The sequence below is a fragment of the Paenibacillus sp. S28 genome (genome assembly GCF_016624415.1).
Lineage (GTDB): Bacteria > Bacillota > Bacilli > Paenibacillales > Paenibacillaceae > Paenibacillus_AQ > Paenibacillus_AQ favisporus.
Genome location: NZ_JACVTM010000002.1, coordinates 402400 through 420932, shown reverse-complemented (window position 1 = coordinate 420932; position 18533 = coordinate 402400). Strand labels below are relative to the sequence as shown.

Below are 18533 nucleotides of genomic sequence, written 5' to 3'. Positions count from 1 at the left end.
TCTTTCAGCCTTCAAACATATGAAAAAGTTCATCTCCTAGAGCGGAAATGAACTTTTCCTCTTCCATTTCAAGTTTTCCCATCGTCCGCCAAAACATTCGTGCCTTCAGGAACCCTTCTCTCGGCAAGACCGGGAGACTCGGCGGCCCGAGCCTGCCTATTCCCATCCCTGATAGGATTGGGTCATCGTCACCAGCAGCTTGGCGGCGCTCAGCATGGCCGATTCGTCAAAATCAAACCTTGGATGATGATGCGGGTAGACGGCCTGCAGCTCTTCGTTGCCTGCTCCCACGAACATAAAGCACCCGGGGATTTCCTGCAAATAGTATGCGAAGTCCTCCGCAGGCATAATCTTCTCGCAGCGCTCCACCTTCGACTCCCCGAACACCTTCGGCGCTTCGCGGAAAAACCTTTCCGTCTCCGCTTCATCATTCACTAGCGGCGGGTAACCCATCAAATATTGAATTTTCGACTCCGCTCCATAAGTCTGCGCCGTAAGCCGGGTTATTTCTTCGATCCGTTCGCGGATCAATTGGCGCGTCTCCTCATCAAATGTCCGTACGGTCCCGGTAATCCGGCACGATTCGGCAATGACGTTCTGCGCGCTTCCACCCTGGATCGTCCCGATCGTAACGACCGCCGGCCGAAGCGGGTTGACCGAACGGCTGACGATGCTCTGCAGCTGCATGACCAGCGCCGATCCGGCCACCACGCTGTCCACCGTCACGTGCGGCATGCCACCGTGGCCGCCTTTACCTATGATGTCGATAAAGAACTCATCCGCTGCCGCCATCATCGGCCCCGGCGTGCTGGCCGCGGTTCCTGCCGGGAACGGCGTCCATAAGTGCACGCCGTACACCGCGTCAGCCCCATCCAGAACGCCGGCCTCGATCATCCCCTTGGCTCCGCCCGGACATACCTCCTCCGCCGGCTGAAATACGAACCGGATCTCTCCGGGAAGATCTTCCTTCCGGGCGCTGAAGTATGTCGCCACCGCCAGCAGGATCGACGTATGCCCGTCGTGACCGCAAGCATGCATGACGCCCGGAACCTCGGACGAATAATCGCACGACTTTTCATCCTGGATCGGAAGCGCGTCCATGTCCGCCCGCAGCACGACCGTTTTCCCCGGCTTGCTTCCTTTTAATACACCGACTACCCCATATCCGCCGCCAAACCGCGTCCGGACGTCGATCCCCAGCTCCCGCAGCCTGTCCGCCACGAACGCCGACGTCTTCTCCTCGTGGTAAGACAGCTCCGGATGCCGGTGCAGATACCGCCTCCACTCCACCATTTGCGACTGCAGCTTGCTCAGCAATGCTTCTTCTTTCATATGTATCCGTCCTCTCGCCATAGAATGGATGTTAAGTTGCCGATATGTCATCCCACATCGCGGTTGTGAACCTTTTTTTCTATTGTAGCAGAAACGCTTAAGATGGGGTATCGCCCCAATACTGCCAAGGCTTGCACAAGTGTTTAAAACATAATATCATGAGTAAAGAACTTTACAGGCAACCAATAGAGGAGGATTTAGTAACCATGATTTTTGAAAATACGGGACTGGACGGCATCAAAGCCGACTTGGCGTTTATGGACGAAGTAGCCGAGAAAGTAGGCTTTGTCCGCTGGCAGTGGGAATACTACCGCGCTACATATGACTATAAGATCGAAGATAATAATACCAATTCGGAGTATTTCGTCCGGATTAACACTCGTGCAGTGGAGGGTAAGCTGGAAAAGCCAAGCACCGTGCTGCAAATTGAAGCCGTGTACATGGGCAAAGCAACCTTCCCTCACGGGCTGGAATACGAATCTCCGATTCCGTCGTCCATCATGGGGATAGCAACCAAGAAGCTTCAGCAGTTTAAAGCCGCTCTGGAAGCCTAAGCAGGTCTCTTATGAGAGAAGAAAAACCCCAACAAACCAAGAGAGGGACGCCGGATTTCCAACTGCTCATCCTCACCTTGCTGTTGGTTGGTTTTGGGCTGGTCATGGTATTCAGCGCCAGTTCGAGCTTGGCCATCGCTAGCAAGGATTTTCACTATGACTCGCTGTATTTTACGAAAAGACAGTTCATGTGGGCCGCGCTGGGCACGATCGCCATGTTCGTCGCGATGAACATTCCTTACACCAGGTACAAGAAGCTGTTTGCCCCGCTGTTTATCGTTACAGTCATCATGCTAGTGCTGGTTCTTCTGGTCGGATCAGTCAGAAACGGTGCCCGAAGCTGGTTCGGCGTCGGATCTCTCGGTATCCAGCCGACGGAGATCGCGAAGATCGCGATTATCCTGTACCTGTCCGCTTTGATCAGCAAAAAAGGGGAGCGCTTCCGCGACCTGCGGACAGGCTATATCCCGGTCATGGTCATCGTCGGCTTTGTCGCCGGGCTCATCATGATGCAGCCGGACCTCGGCTCCTGCCTCATTCTGGTCGCCACGAGCGCCCTGATCATCTATGCCGGCGGCGCGAGCCTCAAGCATATGATAGGGTCAGCCCTGCTGCTGATCCTCGGTGCAAGCCTCGTGCTTGGAGCTAACGCCCTGATCAAGTCGGTGTCCCATAGCGGGGAGCAGGCGGTGCAATCGAGCAACTATAAGCTCGGCCGGATTAACGCCTTCCTGGACCCGTTCAAGGATCCACAGGGGGAAGGTTACAATCTGCTGCAGTCGCTGACCGCTATCGGTGAAGGGCAGTTGACCGGAGCCGGATTCGGCAAAAGCGTGCAGAAGCTTCATTATTTGCCTAACCCCTATAACGACTTTATCTTTTCCGTCATCGGCGAAGAGTTCGGGTTTATCGGAACGTCGATCTTCCTGATCGTCTATATTTACTTCATTTGGCGCGGGATCATCATCGCGCTGAGGTGCCCCGATCCGTTCGGAACGCTCGTCGGCATCGGGATTATGGGCTTGATTGCCATCCAGGCGTTCATCAACATCGGAGGCGTCACCCAAACGATCCCGCTAACCGGGGTAACCCTGCCGTTCATCAGTTACGGCGGAACTTCCCTGCTGATCATGATGGCGAGCATGGGGATCATGCTCAGCATCTCGCGGATCAGTACGCTGCCGTCGAAGCAGGAGCAGGTGAAATCGGTGACCGTCAAGAAACCGTCGGTCGCGGTTTCCTCCCGCAATCAGACGCGACGCTTTAACTGAACCTTCAGGGGCATACCCTGAAGCTACCCATACCAAAAAGACTAGAGGACACTGAAGTCCCCTAGTCTTTTTTTTCGTCTTATTCGTGTGCTTATTTGGTGCGCGTAGGTACTTCTTCGATCATGTCATCTTTAAAAGCGACGCCTTCCACTTTCACGTTCACTTCGACCACACGCAGACCGGTCATGCTTTCGACAGCTTCACGCACGTTTTGCTGAAGCATGCGGGATACTTCGTGAATCGGGGTTTCGTACAGCACGATGATTCGCAGGTCAATGGCCGCTTCCAGCTGGCCTACCTCCACCGTGACACCCTTCTGCACGTTTTTTCCGCTCAGGCGCTTGGCCCATCCTTCCGACAAACCACCCGACATAGCTGCAATCCCTGGTGTTTCGAGTGCGGCCAGTCCGGCGATTTTCGCTACGACATCATCTGCAATCCGTATGGTTCCATTCTCTAGTTGGAGTTGTTCCGACATGCTCCATCCTCCTTTACATCCATTATCCGTTATTGTAAATCCTAACAGGCCCAAAAAGCAAATCCCAAGCCCTGCCGATTTGTTTACAACCTTATGCAATTTGGGTATATTGAATAAGAATCGAACTTACATAAGGCAAGAGGTGTCAAAAATTGAAAAAATGGATCAGCCCCACCCTGCTCATCGCCTTCTTTATCCTTAGTGCTGTGGGACATTTCGCAGGCTGGGACGCAACGCTGCAGTTTATTCTGTCCGCGATTTCTGTCATCTTTGTGGCCGGGTTTTTGGGCAAAGCGACGGAGAACGTATCGCATTATGCCGGACAGCGGCTCGGTGGATTTCTGAACGCCACCTTCGGTAACGCAGCGGAGCTGATTATCGCCATCTTCCTCGTGAAGGAAGGCTTGTTCGACATGGTCAAAGCCAGTCTGACCGGTTCGGTAATCGGAAACTTGCTGCTGGTACTGGGACTCAGCATTTTTGCCGGGGGACTGAAGTTTAAAGTTCAGAGCTTCAATGTATCATTGGCGGGTATGAACGGCTCGCTGATGCTCGTTGCCGTGATCGCTCTGATCGTGCCTGCGGTCTTCCTGCGCAGCCACTCCATTACCGGAAGCGATACCCAGCTGCTGAGCCTTATCGTAGCTTGCATCTTAATCGTGGCTTACCTTGCCTGGCTTGTCTTCTCGATGATTACGCACAAGAAGTACTTGGCGGATGTCACCGACGAAGAGGATGAAGAGCTGCCTCATGAACGCGAGCCGGAATGGTCCAAGGGCAAATCGATCCTGTATCTCCTTCTGGCGACCGTTATGGTCGCTTTCGTGAGTGAATGGCTGGTAGATACGCTGGAGACCTTTACGACGCGATTTGGGCTTAGTGAGCTGTTCGTAGGTGCGTTCCTCGTGGCCATCATCGGCAATGCGGCAGAGCACAGTGCGGCCGTCATGCTGGCTATGAAGAACAAGATCGGCGCAGCGGTCGAAATCGCCGTAGGCAGCAGCCTGCAGATCGCTTTGTTCGTCGCCCCCGTGCTGGTGCTGGTCAGCTACTTCTTCGGGCCTACCACGATGGACCTGGTGTTTACAACTATAGAGCTGCTAGCGATCGGCGTGTCGGTATTTATCGCCAAGTCTATTATCCAGGATGGCAAAACGAACTGGTATGAAGGTCTGCTGCTGCTGGTCGTATACGTTATTTTGGGCGTATCGTTTTTCTTGGTGTAGGAAGGCAGCTTAAGCTCTTAACCCTGCATAGCAGGGAAACGCAAAAAAGGCATGCGCTCCAGCGGAGTGCATGCCTTTTTATACGTATAAATTTATAAATCTCGGGACCTCCGATGTGAAGGCCAAGCTGCAACTACTTATCATCGTTTGATACAGGAACAGGCCGTCCCGTACTCTGCATCTTATGTAAGCCTGCTTGCGACAGGCTGATGATTTAGGCTTCCCTGTTGTTCAGGGCTTCATAGAGGTTGGCCAGATTCTTCTCCAGCTCACTTACCAGCTGTTTGCCAGTAAGTTCGGGCACAAGACCGGCACGTACGGCAAAATCAACCTCACGTGAAAATCCGTACATCTGGGTGTCCAGCACTTCCTCATAGAGAGGGCAATAGCGTGTGGCCAGATTCTCCATTTGTACTTCAATAAGCTTCTCTATTTTCTCTGCATCATCTTTCAGCAGATTAATCGCCTTAATATTCAACTGCTCCTGCAGCTCAGATGAAGTCATGCATCTTCCCCCCTATGTCCAAAATCCTACAATTACACCCTTGTATTCTATTCTTAATATTAGACGAAATTGAACACCAATACAAGAACCTGGCCCAGAAAAACGTCCCCGGGAAGCCGAAGGAACAGGAAACTCTGGCCCATCGTCCGCAAAGAACCCGGGTTTCAATGCCAAGCGCGGCGCAAAGGGACTCTAAGGGGAAGGCTGGCGGCGGTGCAATGTTCCAGAATAACCCCGGTAATATCAAGGTTATGACTTTAAAAAAAGCGCCCTTACTGTTGCCAGCAGGTGCGCTCTTCTTCATCGCTTACTCAGAGACCACGTTGACGTTCAGGCCGTGTTTGGCAAACACTTCCTTCATCGCCGTTTTAGCCTCGTCCGCATCCGGTCCATGAACATGAAGCTCATAGCTTTGGCTGCTTACGAGTGTCGTAAACAGACCGAGGATACTTTTGACATCGATGTACTTGTTTTCCGCTTGAAGTACAATCGAAGAGGTAAATTGGCTTGCCGTTTGGGCGATTTCTACAACAGCTGCGTTGTTACTGGACATAGGATCCCTCCGTAGCTTTTGATATCAAGTATACTATGATTTTACCACTTTTATGATACATTGAATCCGCTTTCTCGCGCAAGGAATTTCTGAAAAGCGCTGAATCTGGGGCCTCACGGGCCCGGGTTCCCTTCTTCAGCTATTCCTATTTCAAGTTTTCAGGATTCAGCCCCTGCAGTTCCGGAATGACGAAGATGCCGTCTTTTCGGATCAGCACGTCGTCGAAGTAGATCTCCCCGCCGCCGTAGTCCTCACGCTGAATCAGCACGATATCCCAGTGGATGGAGGAGCGGTTGCCGTTATCCGTTACTTCATAGGCTTGACCCGGGGTGAAGTGGATGCTGCCGGCAATTTTTTCGTCGAACAGAATGTCCTTCATCGGGTGCAAAATGTACGGATTAAACCCAATCGCGAATTCGCCGATATAGCGTGCCCCTTCATCCGAGTCCAAAATGTTATTCAGGCGCTCGGTATCGTTGCTGGTCGCTTCCACGATCTTTCCGTCCTTGAAGGTAAACTTGATATTTTCGAACGAAATGCCGTTGTATACCGTGCTGGTGTTGTAGCTGATCGTGCCGTTGACGGAATCACGCACCGGTGCGCTGTATACCTCGCCGTCCGGAATGTTCTTCTCGCCTGCGCATTTTTCGGCGCCGATTCCCTTAATGGAAAAGCTGAGATCGGTGCCCGGGCCGACGATACGGACCTTGTCCGTCTTTCTCATCAGCTCGGCAAGCGGATCCTGCGCTTTGTCCATCTTGGCGTAATCAAGGTTGCATACGTCAAAATAGAAGTCCTCAAAGGCTTCCGTGCTCATATTGGCCAACTGGGCCATGCTTGGGTTCGGATAACGCAGTACCACCCATTTGGTGTGGTTGACGCGCTGCCCGCTATGTACCGGATGATTGTAAAGCGAATTGAACAGTTTTACCTTTTCGTCAGGAACGTCGGCCAGATCGTTGACGTTCTCTCCGGCACGGATGCCGATATAGCAGTCCATCTGCTTCATCCGGTTCAGGTCGATGTCCGCCCATGTCTTAAGCATCTCCTCCGATGCGTTCATCAGCATCGTACGCTGCACCGATTTGTCGGTAATTTGTACGAACGGACGCCCTCCCCGCTTGCCGACTTCATCAATGACGGCCTTCAGCAGGTCGCGCTCCGAGCCGATCATCTCGACAAGGACGTTCTCCCCCGGCTGTACGTTCACGGAATAACCGACGAGGTTTTCCGCCAGTTTTTGAATTCTAGGATCACGCATGACTTATTTCCTCCCGTTGACATAACCTGTAAGCTATTTATTTGAACAAAGGTTAATTCATTCAGACTTATTGTAGCACGCATGGCAAGTCCCGTCAGCATGAGAGCTGCGGATGCAGGCGGAAAGCCCGAAGTCTGCCGGTCGGATGATGACCCAAATGAGCAGCTGCCCGATCGTCCGGTGTGGAACTTATCGTCATTGGGCGAGCCTAAGGCTGGAATGAAACATCGTTGACCATCTTCTCCCGCGTCTGCGCACCGTCCAGATTGATATAGTCGATCGCGCTCTCCGAGGTCAGACGAACCGGAAATCCGGACTTGCGGTTAATCGTCAAATGATAGACTGTGCTGACCTGGGCGTCGTTCAGCATCTCCCGCAGCTGCTTGTCCCCCTGATTCCAGAGCGTCTGCAGCTTTTGCTTTTGCCCGGACTGTGCATGGGTGTATCCTGGCTGCTTGCGGAGACCCTCCATTTCCGATTCGAGCTGCTTCGCCAAAAAGTCCTTTGCGCTTGAGCTTTCCAGTTCGATCCGCAGCACTTTGGTGCCGCGGCCGGCGCTGGACTCCACCTTGATGCTTTTGGGAAGCCCATGAATGCCGTCGAGCTGCTGCAGAGGGTTTAACCGGGTTAATGAAGGAGAGTTATCCTCAGGGTTCGCTTCGCTCGACAGCCTCACCCATCCCCCGTCCTGCCTGCGGAAATTCGTCACCTTCACGGTTTTCCCGGTGATTCCCCGTGCCTGGAGTCCCGTGGTCTGAACCGCCTCCCCAGTAGGGATCACGCTCTCCATGGTCAGCTGGTCGTGGCCCGTGAGCCTGCCGGTGTAAGCAAAGTTCTGCACCTGCCCCTGATCCTGGGCACGGACCGAAGCCAGGCCGCTAAATGAAAACGAATCGATGCCGGCAAGTCCGGTAATCGTCTGGGAAAACCACTCCTCCGGCGATTTAGAGTCCTGAAACATGCCGCAGCCTGTCAAGCCGCCGCAAAGGCCGAGCAGCAGCAAGGCGGGAAGTACCATTTTTTTTATCATGGAAAAACTGCCTTTCCGGACAGAATGAACCAAGGTTCATTCTTCGATCATAGGTCCTTTTTGCTTTATAGACTGTCCCCCGCCCGGCCAGTTCATGCAAAAATAAGGCGCCCCCACCCGAGAGTGAGGCCGCCTCCTACATATCGTTCATGTTTTCCATTTGGATTTGGTTGCGTCCGCTGTTCTTTGCCCTGTAGAGGGCCATATCCGCTCTGTAGAACAAGCTGTCTACACTCACCTGCGGGTCCGTCCAGCACCATTCCGCGATTCCGCTTGAAATCGTTACGGACGGGCTCGTCTCCCGGGCGACCCGGCTTCGGATCACTTCAGCGACTTTGACCGCCTGGTGCACCCCTAGCTGTGGCATATACACCGCCAGCTCTTCCCCACCCCAGCGTGCAGGCACGTCTTCCTCCCGGATGGAGGATTTCACGATATCGCTGACCTGCCTGAGAATGTCGTCCCCTTTTTGGTGGCCGTATGTATCGTTAACCTGCTTGAATTCATCAATGTCTACCACGATCAGAGACCCGCAAAAATCGCTCACCTGATACTGCTGAATCATCTTATCAAGATAATGGCGGGCGTACATGTCGGTCAGCATGTCCCGGTTGGCCATCCGTCTCAGCTCGGCGTGGAGCAGCGCGTTGCTCACCGACAGGCCGATGTGGCTGGACAAGGTCTGCAGAAGCCGGTAGTTGTCATAGGAAAAATGATGAGGGTTGCGGTGCGTCAGCAGAATCGCCCCCATCACCTTGCCGTTTACGGTCAGCGGTGAAGCGATGAGGGATTGCGAATGCGTGATTTCCATCAGCTTTGAGGGGACTTTGCCGTTCAGCGAATAGTCTGACAGAATTACAGGTTCCTTTTTATGAAAAACAAGTCCGCCGAAGCCGTACTCTGCGTCAAAAGACGGGGCAAGACCGGAAACGTTGGATGCCATGACCTCCAGAATGTCCCGCTCCTCATTGTACTGCAGGAAGCAGCAGTAATCCGCCTGAAAAATATCCAGCATCTCCTCGCTGGCAAACTTGTAGATATCCCCAAGCTTGAGGCTCTGATTCAGCCGCTGGGTCAATTCGTTAATGAGGCGCAGTTCATGAATCAGCAGGTTCGACTGCTCGTAGAGCTTCGCATTCTCGAACGCGTTCCCCGCCGTGTCGACCACCATGCCGATCAGCTGCAGGTCTAAGTCTTCCCGGAGCTCCCGGGACATCACCAGATGCAGCACCCCATAGACGCCCTGCTTACCGCCGAGCGGTATGGCGATTTCGGTCTGGCCTTCCATTCCTTCGCCGCTGCCATCCTGCATCATGAGCCTTCCATCCATAAAAGACCTGACGCAGATATCCTCGCCCCAGGGATGAAACACGAGGGGTTCTACCCGCGGATTGCGGCTTTGATGGTCCTGGGACATGAGCAGCCTCGCCCGGACGGTGGGGTACAGTACTTCAAGGCTGTCCAGAACTTCTGTCAGCACGGTATCGACGTCGATCTGATCATGCATCCGCTGCATGATTTGAAACAGGATGGACCGGCGGTTGGCTTCCCGTTCCGTGCTTTCCTGTACCTTCAGAATGTCCGATACAAGGGCGAACTTAAAGCTTTTGTACAGGCAGGAACGATAGTGAAGCGCCATCGCGGCAACGGTGTCCCGGATTCCTTCATCAAAAAAGCGTGCAGGGATTCCGCAGACCAGAAGGCACACCAGCGCATGGTCCCGGCGCGTAAAGACCGGAATAACCGTCGTGACCCAGGAGCTTTCACGATCTGCAGGGTCATCAGGATGGACCCAGACTTGTTCCCCGGACTCCAGGCAGCGGCCGATCTCTCCCGTCAAACCGCAGAAAGGTTCCGCAAGGAGAGCTTCATCGCCTTCGATCCACCGCCCCTTGTAATCCGTCACGGCCCACAGGACTTGTCCGCTTAACGTCAGCGTCTGCCCTTCGGTGCGCCATTGGAGAAAGGCTTCCTGAATCACGTGATCCACATAGGGCAAATCATGAATGGACAAGTCGATCTCCTGCAGCCAGGAAGTAGCCGACTCTGAGGGAAACGCCAGCTCGGTATTCGTCTGGAACAGGCTTTGATGCTTGGTTGTTTCTCGTTGGTGTTCTGACATAGACAGGCGCTCCTTTACACCGTGCCCAGAGGGTGTCTTTCAAGGCACCATAAAATCACAATCAATCATTGTAATCCTTGCAATATGAAAATCCCCTGACAAAGTCGGGTTATGTCGGATGTGTTATAATAATCATATTCTACTCTGTTCCAAGCAATTTTGCACTCATATTTCAGATATTTGTCCTACTTTTTTAGGACTATAGCCCTATCGACAAAATTAGACTTTTCCAGCACAATGTCAGGCCTTGACTTTTGCCTACTCTATAATATAAAATCTATTGTTGAAAAAGACTGCAATATAGTCTTGATTTGGGCGTAACGTTGTGTCACCCTCACGTCATTTGTTGCTGACAGGACAGCGGCTGAACTTTCCCGTCAGTTGTGCAGTTCGTACTAGGACGCACAGGTAAACAAATACGGCGCAAATAGAGCCCTACTGTAAATTATTCGAAAAATAAAGGAGTCTACTATAACATGGCACGTTACACAGGTCCAAAGTTCAAATTGAGCCGTCGTCTGGGAATTTCCCTGAGCGGTACTGGTAAAGAATTGAAACGCCCTTTTCCTCCGGGACAACACGGTCCTAACCAACGGAGAAAAATGAGCAACTACGGTATGCAGCTTCAAGAAAAACAAAAATTGCGCCACATGTACGGTTTGGGTGAAAAGCAATTCCGCACGCTGTTCGACAGAGCGCAAAAAATGCAAGGTATTGCCGGTGAAAACTTCATGTTCTTGCTGGAAAGCCGTTTGGACAACCTTGTTTACCGTCTTGGTTTCGCTAACTCCCGTGCAGGAGCGCGCCAATTGGTCGCTCACGGTCACGTGACTGTTAACGGCAAGAAAGTAAACGTTGCTTCCTACCAAGTAAGCACAGGCGACGTGATCGGTCTTCGCGAAAGAAGCCGCAGCCTCTCTTCTATTAAAGAAGCGCTGGAAAACCGTGCGCATCTGCCAGGCTACCTGGAGTACAACGATGGAGCTTTGGAAGGTAAATATATCCGTTTCCCAGAGCGCGCCGAGCTTTCCCAAGACATCGACGAAAGACAAATCGTCGAATTCTACAACCGTTAATATTTACTGCAACCAAGCCTGGAACTTTATGTTCCGGGCTTTTTTGTTTGTTCTGGATGATAAACAGGGCTGACTGGCAGCCCTGTTTATCATGGTAGTATCCCCCGGCCTCTCCCGGCCTCTCCCAGCCTTCTCACGGCTTCTTAAATCTTCTATAGCAGCCGGAGCTTGGCAAATTTGCGTCTTCCCGCTTGAACGATATCGCCGTCCCGGACCGCGATCTCCGCATGGGGATCCTCGATTTTCACTTCATTCAGCTTGACCGATCCTTGCTCAATGCTCCTTCTGGCCTCGCTGTTGGAAGAAGCAAATCCGATAAGGGTCAGCAGCCGAACCAGCCGGATGGCCCCTCCCTGCAGCTCGTTTGCGGGGATATCGCGCAGCTCGATATCTTCAGGAAGCGCACGCTGCTGAAAGACGGTGACGAAATGCTGCCGGGCCGCTTCGGCAGCCTCCTGCCCGTGGTACATCCGGACAAAGGCTGCCGCCAGGCTCATTTTGGCATCCCTTGGGTGGATACGGCCGCCTTCCAATCCTTCGCGCAGAATCTGAAGGTCTTCATTCGTTATATCCGTGGCCAGCTCGAAGTATTTCACCATCAGCCCATCCGGCACCGACATCGTTTTGCCGAACATTTCGTTCGGTGCGTCATCGATTCCGATATAGTTGCCGAGGCTTTTGCTCATCTTCTGCACGCCATCCAGCCCTTCCAGTAGCGGAAGCGTGATCGCCACCTGCGGTTCTGCCCCATATTCCTTCTGCAAGGTGCGGCCCATCATGAGATTAAACGTCTGATCCGTACCGCCGAGCTCGATGTCCGTCTCCAGCGCCACCGAATCCATGCCCTGCATCAGCGGGTAGAAAAACTCGTGAATGCTGATCGGGAGACCGCCGGCATACCGTTTGGAAAAATCGTCTCGCTCCAGCATCCGGGCTACCGTCACTTTGGAACCGAGCCCGATCACGTCGGCAAAGGTCATCGGTCCGAGCCATTCGGGTTTGTAGTATACCTTCGCACTGTCCGGACTTAATATTTTGAACGCCTGAGCCTGGTACGTTTCCGCATTCCGCTTCACGTCCTCTTCCGTCAGCTGTCTACGGGTTTCCGATTTCCCGGTCGGGTCGCCGATCCGGCCCGTGAAATCCCCGATGATCAGCTGCACCTCATGGCCCAGCTCCTGAAACTGCCGCAGCTTGTGCAGCACTACCGTATGCCCCATATGAATGTCCGGAGCGGATGGATCAAGACCAAGCTTTACCTTGAGCGGCCGTCCTTGCACAACCGACCGGATCACCTTGCGTTCCAGCTCTTCGTTCGGCAGAATTTCGACCGTCCCCCTCCTGATGACAGCCAGTTGGCGTTCAACCTCTTCCTTCTGAGCCGGCATGAGTTGTTCCCAGTTCATCGTCATCAACCTCTCTCTGATCCGTTAGAATGTACAGCAAAAAGGCTCCTTCTCGTCCCAAGGGACGAGAAGGAGCCTGCTCGCGTTACCACCCTAATTAAAGCAGCCGTTTCGGGGACGATCCCGTTCCACCCACTGCTTTCACTTCATTACGATAACGGACTGCCAGGTCCGGTGCCAGACTACTTGCGCTCCTGGTGACGCGCGTTCCTCCGGACGGCTCAAGACGGTAATTCAAAGGGAGAGGCTGCCGGTTTGCACCACCCACCGGCTCTCTGATCAGCCCAGGCTCCCTTCTACTGGAGTCTTTCTTCGCCTTTTGACGATATGTTCTTTTTCGATTAACCCTATTTATACCACACACCCGAAAAAAGTCAATGATTGCCATCCATTTGGCCACGATTCGATCTCTGCATTCAAAATACGCAATTTATGCTATAATAGTTCCGTCAAAAGGAGGATAGCCACGAATGGTTGAAGATAACAAACAAAAGCCGGAAGAGCAGACCGCTCCGAAAAAACGGTCCTACGGCCGCATCATCGGCCTTACCGCGATGTGGACGCTGGTCGTTATCGTTATGGGAGCGCTGTTCGCCGGCGGTACGGCAGCCGGGTACCTCACTTCCATCGTGAAGGATGATCCGGTCCGTTCCAGGGCATTGATTGACCAGAAGATGAGCGAGAACTCCATTACGGGATTCGCCTACTTCCGTGACGGCACCCCCATCGGACAGCTTCGGACCGATGAGGACAGACGCCCCGTGGAGTATAAGCAGATACCGCCCATCGTCATCGACGCCGTCGTATCGATTGAAGACAATAACTTTTTTACACATAAGGGTGTTGACATCAAGGGCACGCTCCGTGCCGTCAAGCAGAAGCTTCTGCATGAATCCGTGCAGACCGGAGGAAGCACACTCACCCAGCAACTGGCCAGACGCGTATTCCTGAACCTGGACAAAACAGAAGACCGGAAGTTCAAGGAAATTTTGCTCGCGCTCCGGCTGGAGCGGTTTATGACGAAAGAAGAAATTATAACGGCATACTTAAACAAGGTTCCGTTCGGCAACGGATCCAGCGGCTACAATCTGTACGGTATTCAGGCCGCAGCCAAAGGCATTTTTAATATTAGTGATCTCAGTAAATTGAACGTCGCCGAGGCGGCTTATTTGGCCGGTCTTCCTCAGCTGCCTTCCAGATATTCGGCCTTCAACGGAAAAGGCGAGTTTAACGAAGCCAACTTTAAGCGCGCCATCGACCGGCAGCATCTGGTGCTCCGGCGGATGCTTGAGGAGAACAAAATCACGGAAGCCCAGTATAAGGAAGCACTCGCTTTCGACATTCGCAAGCAGCTGGCTCCCCATGTGGAGAAGGCATACGCCACCTTCCCTTATCTGATGATGGAAACGGAGCGCCAAGGCGCCCAAATCATCATGCAGCTGAATGAGCAGGCGGAAGGCAAGGTTCCCGGGGATGATGCAAAGCAGGACGGCGACCTGCTTGAAGAAGCCCGGCAGCAGCTCAGCACGGGTGGGTATCGGATCTATACTACCATTGATAAAAAGGTGTACAATTCGATGCATAAAATCGCCGAGGATGACAGCAACTTCTCCCCTGACAGCAAGACCAAGGGGGCCGAGCAAACGGCGGCCATGATGATCAACAACAAGACCGGCGCCATTCTCGGCATGATCGAGGGCCGTGATTTTAACAAAGAACAGATGAACTATGCCACCCAGATGATCCGCCAGCCGGGATCGACGATGAAGCCGATTGCAGCTTACCTGCCGGCGATTGAATCTGGGGCTGTTCAACCGGCAAGCGTGGTTGACGATTCGCCGATCATTTTGGCAGACGGACAGAAAGGGTATCATATCCCCAAAAACTCAACTTCGGGATATAAAGGATTGATGACGGCGCGCTCCGCACTCAACAATTCCGTGAATACGGTCGCGCTTAAACTGTACAATAACGTTGTCGGAATCCAGAACGCCTGGAGCTTTGCCAAGAAGCTCGGGATCACGACCCTGGAACCGGATGACTATACCGCAAGGACTGGCGTGCTGGGCGGCCTCGTTCATGGTGTGACGGTTGAAGAGCTGACCAATGCTTACAGCGCCATTGCGAACAACGGCCAGTTTAACGACGCCTACATGATCGAGAAAATCACCGACTCCAAAGGCAACATTGTGTATCAGCACGAAAACAAGCCGGTGCAGGCTTTCTCCAAGCAGACGGCCTATCTGATGACCGACATGCTGCGGACCGTCATCACCGAAGGAACCGGCGATGTCGTCCGCAAAAATTACAAGCATTTTAAAACCGTGCCGATCGTCGGCAAAACGGGTACGACCCAGAATTACGGCGACGTCTGGTTCATGGGCTATTCCCCTGACGTGACGCTCGGGGTCTGGGCAGGCTATAAGGAACAAAAGAACACCTTGACCACCAAGGCGGCGAAGAAACGCGCCCAGTCGATCTGGACCCTCGTGATGAACGAGGTGATCGACAGAGAACCGGAGCTGTTCAAGACTTCGAAGTTCGATAAACCGGACGGCATCGTAACCAAGACGGTGTCCGCCTACAGCGGCAAATTGCCGACATCGCTCACGGACCGGTTCGTGACCGACATTTTCAACAGCAAATACGTTCCGACGGAAAGCGACGACGGCATCGCCAAAGAGAAGTACATTACCTACAACGGCGTAAACTATATCCCGCAGGATGGTACGCCGGATGACATGCTCAAGGAGAAGGTCGTCGTCAAACGGGAAAAACCGATTTCCGAGCTGATCAAAGAGCTGGAGAACGCGTTTGCCAAAATGAAGGGCGGCCACAATGCGCTGTCTTACTACATCCCGAGGGATGCCAACAGCGACATGCCGACCAAGATCGATCCGCGCGTGGACGACGGCGCCGCACCGGCTGCCCCATCGAACGCTTCGATCTCGTGGAACGGCAGCAAGGCCGTCATCTCCTTCAGCCCTACCGGACAATCCGATGTCGTCGGCTACCGGCTGTACCGCTCGGATAACGGTGGCTCCTACCGGAGACAGGCCAGCCTTCTCGTCGGAGAAGGGTCATCCTTTACCAGCGCTGCGAGCGGCGGATCCAGCTTCTATGTCACGGCCGTCGACGTGGCCGGCAAGGAGTCCGCACCGAGCATGACCGTCGGCCTGGGCGGCGGATTGACCAACATTATCGGAGGCACGGACGATCCGTCCGGGGAACAAGGACAAAACGACGGGCAGGACAATCCGGACGGCGGTGCGGCATCTGGAGAGACGCCAGGAACGGAACAGGCGCCTCAGACGGCTCCAGCCGCTCCTAGCGGGCTTCAAATGGCTGCTACGGAGACCGGAATCCAATTCCAGTGGACCGCCGCAGGAGCCCAGGAAATGGTCACAGAGTACGATGTTTATTATAGTACGAATCCGAACGGTCCGTATGTCAAATTAGGCACCAGCACGGAGCCTGGCTTATCGTACACCACATCGACCCCAATCAAAGGTTACTTCTTCGTTTCTGCGGTAAATAGTGCAGGCGAATCGCCAAAATCGCCGGGCGCCTACTTTGAGAAAAAGTAATGGACCTGGCAAGCAGTTACAGCATCACAAGAGGCAATCCCGGTATGGGATTGCCTCTTTTTTATTGTATCGGTGTCTGTTCATCAGAGAAACCGGGAAAACGAAAACAGCCGGCTGTCAGGGTATAACCCTGGGCAACCGGCTGTTCTTTTATTCTGTTTACGACGTTATCCATTACTCTTAGCAAAGATAACGCTCAATTCGACGCTTAGTCTTCAATTGTGGACAAATCGCCTGTCGGAAGGTTTAACTCCCACGCCTTCAGCACGCGCCGCATAATTTTACCGGAACGCGTCTTCGGCAGTTTATCCTTGAACTCAATTTCGCGCGGTGCAGCATGGGCCGATAATCCCTCTTTGACAAAGCGGTAGATCTCGTCCTTAAGCTCCTGCGACTCGGTGTAACCTTCGCGAAGCGAAATAAACGCCTTGATGATTTCGCCTCTCGTCGCATCCGGCTTGCCGATGACGCCGGCTTCTGCAACCGCCGGGTGCTCGACAAGCTTGCTCTCGACTTCGAACGGTCCGATCCGCTCGCCGGACGAGTTGATGACATCGTCGATCCGGCCTTGGAACCAGAAATAACCTTCTTCGTCCATGTATGCCGAGTCGCCGGAAATATACCAGCCCGGAATTCTGAAATACTCCTGATACTTGGCCGGGTTTTTCCAAATCTGGTTCATCATCGACGGCCAAGGGGCCTTGATGGCCAGATTGCCCATTGTATATGGAGCCACTTCCTTGCCGTTATCGTCCAGGATAGCGGCCTCGATCCCTGGAAGCGGGCGTCCCATGGAGCCAGGCTTGATGGCCATGGAAGGATAGTTACAGATCAGCTGCCCGCCCGTTTCGGTCATCCACCATGTATCGTGAATGCGCTGCCCGTATACCTTCTCGCCCCAGCGGACGACTTCAGGGTTCAGCGGCTCGCCAACGGACAGAACGTGGCGGAGGCTGCTGAGGTCAAACTGGGAGATCACATCGGCCCCGGCCCCCATCAGCATCCGGAAAGCGGTCGGTGCGCTGTACCACACCGTGACTTTGTATTTATCAATCGTGCCGTACCAATCCTGCGGGCTGAAGCGTCCGCCGCGGATGACATTGGTTACCCCGTTCAGCCATGGGGCAAAAATACCGTACGATGTTCCTGTTACCCAGCCCGGGTCAGCCGTACACCAATAGGTATCGTCTTCCCGAAGATCAAGGACGATCCGCCCCGTATAGTAATGCTGAATCATCGCATTCTGAACGTGGTATACCCCCTTCGGCTTGCCGGTGGAACCGGAAGTATAATGAATAATCAATCCGTCGCTGCGGTCCAGCCATTCGATCTGCAGGTCCGCAGGCGCTTCGTTCATTTCCTGCTTATAATCAATAATGCTGTCGTCCGTCTGTACATTGTCGCCAACGACGAAAATATGTTTCAAGTCGGGAAGCTCATCCTTCTTGACGCGCCCAAGCAGCTGCGGCGTCGTAATCAGGGCGACGGCCCCGCTGTCTTCGAGTCGATCCTTGACGGCCGTCTCCATAAACGCTTCGAAGAGCGGTCCAACGACGGCTCCCACTTTCAAAATACCCATGAGGGAGAAATAAAGCTCCGGACTCCGCGGCATAAAAATAAATACCCGGTCTCCCTTACCGATACCGTATTTGCGCAGCACGTTACCGAATTTGTCGGACTGCTCCTTCATCTCCGCAAAGGTATACGACTCGTCACGGGAAGCATCGCTGTACAGGAGCGCCGTCTTCGATCCGCGTCCTTCTGCCACATGGCGGTCAATTGCCTCGTAAGCCATATTTACCTTGCCTGTGTCATACCAGGTGAAATGTTTCTCCACATCTTCCCATTGAAACTCGGAACGAGCCTGTTCATAATCGCCCATATTGGATGATGAAACCACGCTCGGCAAGATTTCATTGTGAATTTGATCCATACTTTCATCCTCCCTCTGTTCTCCCATGCTAGGGCAGCGCTTACAATCTTGTATGAGTTCATGCCAATAGATTGACACCATACACATCATGACTTGATTTACGAGAGTTTTGAATGATTGCTGAAAGGGTATAGCATACAGGTTAAGCACTTACGGAAACAGCAAAAAAATGTGACTAATTTATGTCAGAGATATTATA

The 18533-nt window shown here is 53.2% G+C and carries 14 protein-coding genes and 1 other annotated feature; of the genes, 5 read left to right on the top strand and 9 right to left on the bottom strand.

All coding sequences use genetic code 11. The features are described from left to right. Positions 1 to 156: 156 nt before the first annotated feature. Positions 157 to 1332, bottom strand: a complete 1176-nt coding sequence (locus IAE55_RS06335) for a M20 family metallopeptidase (RefSeq protein WP_200631431.1) — start codon at positions 1330 to 1332, stop codon at positions 157 to 159. A gap of 206 nt (positions 1333 to 1538) precedes the next feature. Between IAE55_RS06335 and IAE55_RS06330 the strand changes: the two genes are divergently transcribed. Both IAE55_RS06330 and ftsW read left to right on the top strand, forming a co-directional pair. Continuing rightward, positions 1539 to 1886 carry a YugN family protein gene (locus IAE55_RS06330; protein ID WP_145158269.1) on the top strand — a complete coding sequence of 116 codons (348 nt, stop codon included), beginning with the start codon at positions 1539 to 1541 and terminating at the stop codon, positions 1884 to 1886. A gap of 11 nt (positions 1887 to 1897) precedes the next feature. Beyond that, positions 1898 to 3157 carry a putative lipid II flippase FtsW gene (gene ftsW / locus IAE55_RS06325; protein ID WP_145158266.1) on the top strand — a complete coding sequence of 420 codons (1260 nt, stop codon included), beginning with the start codon at positions 1898 to 1900 and terminating at the stop codon, positions 3155 to 3157. A 91-nt stretch (positions 3158 to 3248) separates the two neighbouring features. On the opposite strand, the gene IAE55_RS06320 is transcribed toward ftsW, so the two are convergent. Further along, positions 3249 to 3635 (bottom strand): Asp23/Gls24 family envelope stress response protein, encoded by a 387-nt coding sequence (locus tag IAE55_RS06320; RefSeq protein WP_076169919.1) that lies wholly within the window; start codon positions 3633 to 3635, stop codon positions 3249 to 3251. 152 nt (positions 3636 to 3787) lie between these two features. Here IAE55_RS06320 and cax point away from each other — a divergent pair, with 152 nt between their 5' ends. Further along, positions 3788 to 4861, top strand: coding sequence for a calcium/proton exchanger (gene cax / locus IAE55_RS06315; protein ID WP_076169918.1), 1074 nt, complete (start codon positions 3788 to 3790; stop codon positions 4859 to 4861). A 214-nt stretch (positions 4862 to 5075) separates the two neighbouring features. On the opposite strand, the gene IAE55_RS06310 is transcribed toward cax, so the two are convergent. The 5 genes from IAE55_RS06310 to IAE55_RS06290 all read right to left on the bottom strand — a co-directional run bounded on the left by IAE55_RS06310 (position 5076) and on the right by IAE55_RS06290 (position 10332). Continuing rightward, positions 5076 to 5366: a YlaN family protein gene (locus IAE55_RS06310; protein WP_076169917.1), complete on the bottom strand. Its 291-nt coding sequence runs from the start codon at positions 5364 to 5366 to the stop codon at positions 5076 to 5078. A gap of 307 nt (positions 5367 to 5673) precedes the next feature. After that, positions 5674 to 5919 carry an HPr family phosphocarrier protein gene (locus tag IAE55_RS06305; RefSeq protein ID WP_076169916.1) on the bottom strand — a complete coding sequence of 82 codons (246 nt, stop codon included), beginning with the start codon at positions 5917 to 5919 and terminating at the stop codon, positions 5674 to 5676. Between the two features lie 145 nt (positions 5920 to 6064). Continuing rightward, positions 6065 to 7180: an aminopeptidase gene (locus tag IAE55_RS06300; RefSeq protein WP_076169915.1), complete on the bottom strand. Its 1116-nt coding sequence runs from the start codon at positions 7178 to 7180 to the stop codon at positions 6065 to 6067. A 208-nt stretch (positions 7181 to 7388) separates the two neighbouring features. Continuing rightward, positions 7389 to 8210, bottom strand: a complete 822-nt coding sequence (locus IAE55_RS06295; RefSeq protein ID WP_145158263.1) for a hypothetical protein — start codon at positions 8208 to 8210, stop codon at positions 7389 to 7391. Between the two features lie 136 nt (positions 8211 to 8346). Further along, positions 8347 to 10332, bottom strand: coding sequence for a sensor domain-containing diguanylate cyclase (locus IAE55_RS06290; RefSeq protein WP_200631430.1), 1986 nt, complete (start codon positions 10330 to 10332; stop codon positions 8347 to 8349). A 476-nt stretch (positions 10333 to 10808) separates the two neighbouring features. Between IAE55_RS06290 and rpsD the strand changes: the two genes are divergently transcribed. Continuing rightward, positions 10809 to 11408, top strand: coding sequence for a 30S ribosomal protein S4 (gene rpsD, locus IAE55_RS06285; RefSeq protein WP_105444573.1), 600 nt, complete (start codon positions 10809 to 10811; stop codon positions 11406 to 11408). A gap of 152 nt (positions 11409 to 11560) precedes the next feature. Here the strand turns inward: rpsD and tyrS are convergent, their stop codons facing one another. After that, positions 11561 to 12814, bottom strand: coding sequence for a tyrosine--tRNA ligase (gene tyrS, locus IAE55_RS06280; RefSeq protein WP_200631424.1), 1254 nt, complete (start codon positions 12812 to 12814; stop codon positions 11561 to 11563). A 57-nt stretch (positions 12815 to 12871) separates the two neighbouring features. Next, positions 12872 to 13136 (bottom strand) — a binding site (T-box leader). A 148-nt stretch (positions 13137 to 13284) separates the two neighbouring features. Here tyrS and IAE55_RS06275 point away from each other — a divergent pair. After that, entirely contained in the window at positions 13285 to 16401 is a 3117-nt protein-coding gene (locus IAE55_RS06275) for a transglycosylase domain-containing protein (protein WP_200631422.1), read from the top strand. Between the two features lie 208 nt (positions 16402 to 16609). Here the strand turns inward: IAE55_RS06275 and acsA are convergent, their stop codons facing one another. Then, on the bottom strand, positions 16610 to 18334 hold the full coding sequence (acsA, locus tag IAE55_RS06270) for an acetate--CoA ligase (protein WP_105444570.1): 1725 nt from the start codon (positions 18332 to 18334) through the stop codon (positions 16610 to 16612). Positions 18335 to 18533: the final 199 nt, after the last annotated feature.

What these genes read in the sequence shown, in the direction of transcription:
- IAE55_RS06290 (WP_200631430.1), bottom strand. Translation starts at nt 10,332, where the DNA reads ATGTCAGAACACCAACGAGAAACAACCAAGCATCAAAGCCTGTTCCAG.
- acsA (WP_105444570.1), bottom strand. Translation starts at nt 18,334, where the DNA reads ATGGATCAAATTCACAATGAAATCTTGCCGAGCGTGGTTTCATCATCC.
- IAE55_RS06295 (WP_145158263.1), bottom strand. Translation starts at nt 8,210, where the DNA reads ATGATAAAAAAAATGGTACTTCCCGCCTTGCTGCTGCTCGGCCTTTGC.
- IAE55_RS06320 (WP_076169919.1), bottom strand. Translation starts at nt 3,635, where the DNA reads ATGTCGGAACAACTCCAACTAGAGAATGGAACCATACGGATTGCAGAT.
- IAE55_RS06275 (WP_200631422.1), top strand. Translation starts at nt 13,285, where the DNA reads ATGGTTGAAGATAACAAACAAAAGCCGGAAGAGCAGACCGCTCCGAAA.
- ftsW (WP_145158266.1), top strand. Translation starts at nt 1,898, where the DNA reads ATGAGAGAAGAAAAACCCCAACAAACCAAGAGAGGGACGCCGGATTTC.
- rpsD (WP_105444573.1), top strand. Translation starts at nt 10,809, where the DNA reads ATGGCACGTTACACAGGTCCAAAGTTCAAATTGAGCCGTCGTCTGGGA.
- tyrS (WP_200631424.1), bottom strand. Translation starts at nt 12,814, where the DNA reads ATGAACTGGGAACAACTCATGCCGGCTCAGAAGGAAGAGGTTGAACGC.
- IAE55_RS06305 (WP_076169916.1), bottom strand. Translation starts at nt 5,919, where the DNA reads ATGTCCAGTAACAACGCAGCTGTTGTAGAAATCGCCCAAACGGCAAGC.
- IAE55_RS06310 (WP_076169917.1), bottom strand. Translation starts at nt 5,366, where the DNA reads ATGACTTCATCTGAGCTGCAGGAGCAGTTGAATATTAAGGCGATTAAT.
- IAE55_RS06335 (WP_200631431.1), bottom strand. Translation starts at nt 1,332, where the DNA reads ATGAAAGAAGAAGCATTGCTGAGCAAGCTGCAGTCGCAAATGGTGGAG.
- IAE55_RS06300 (WP_076169915.1), bottom strand. Translation starts at nt 7,180, where the DNA reads ATGCGTGATCCTAGAATTCAAAAACTGGCGGAAAACCTCGTCGGTTAT.
- IAE55_RS06330 (WP_145158269.1), top strand. Translation starts at nt 1,539, where the DNA reads ATGATTTTTGAAAATACGGGACTGGACGGCATCAAAGCCGACTTGGCG.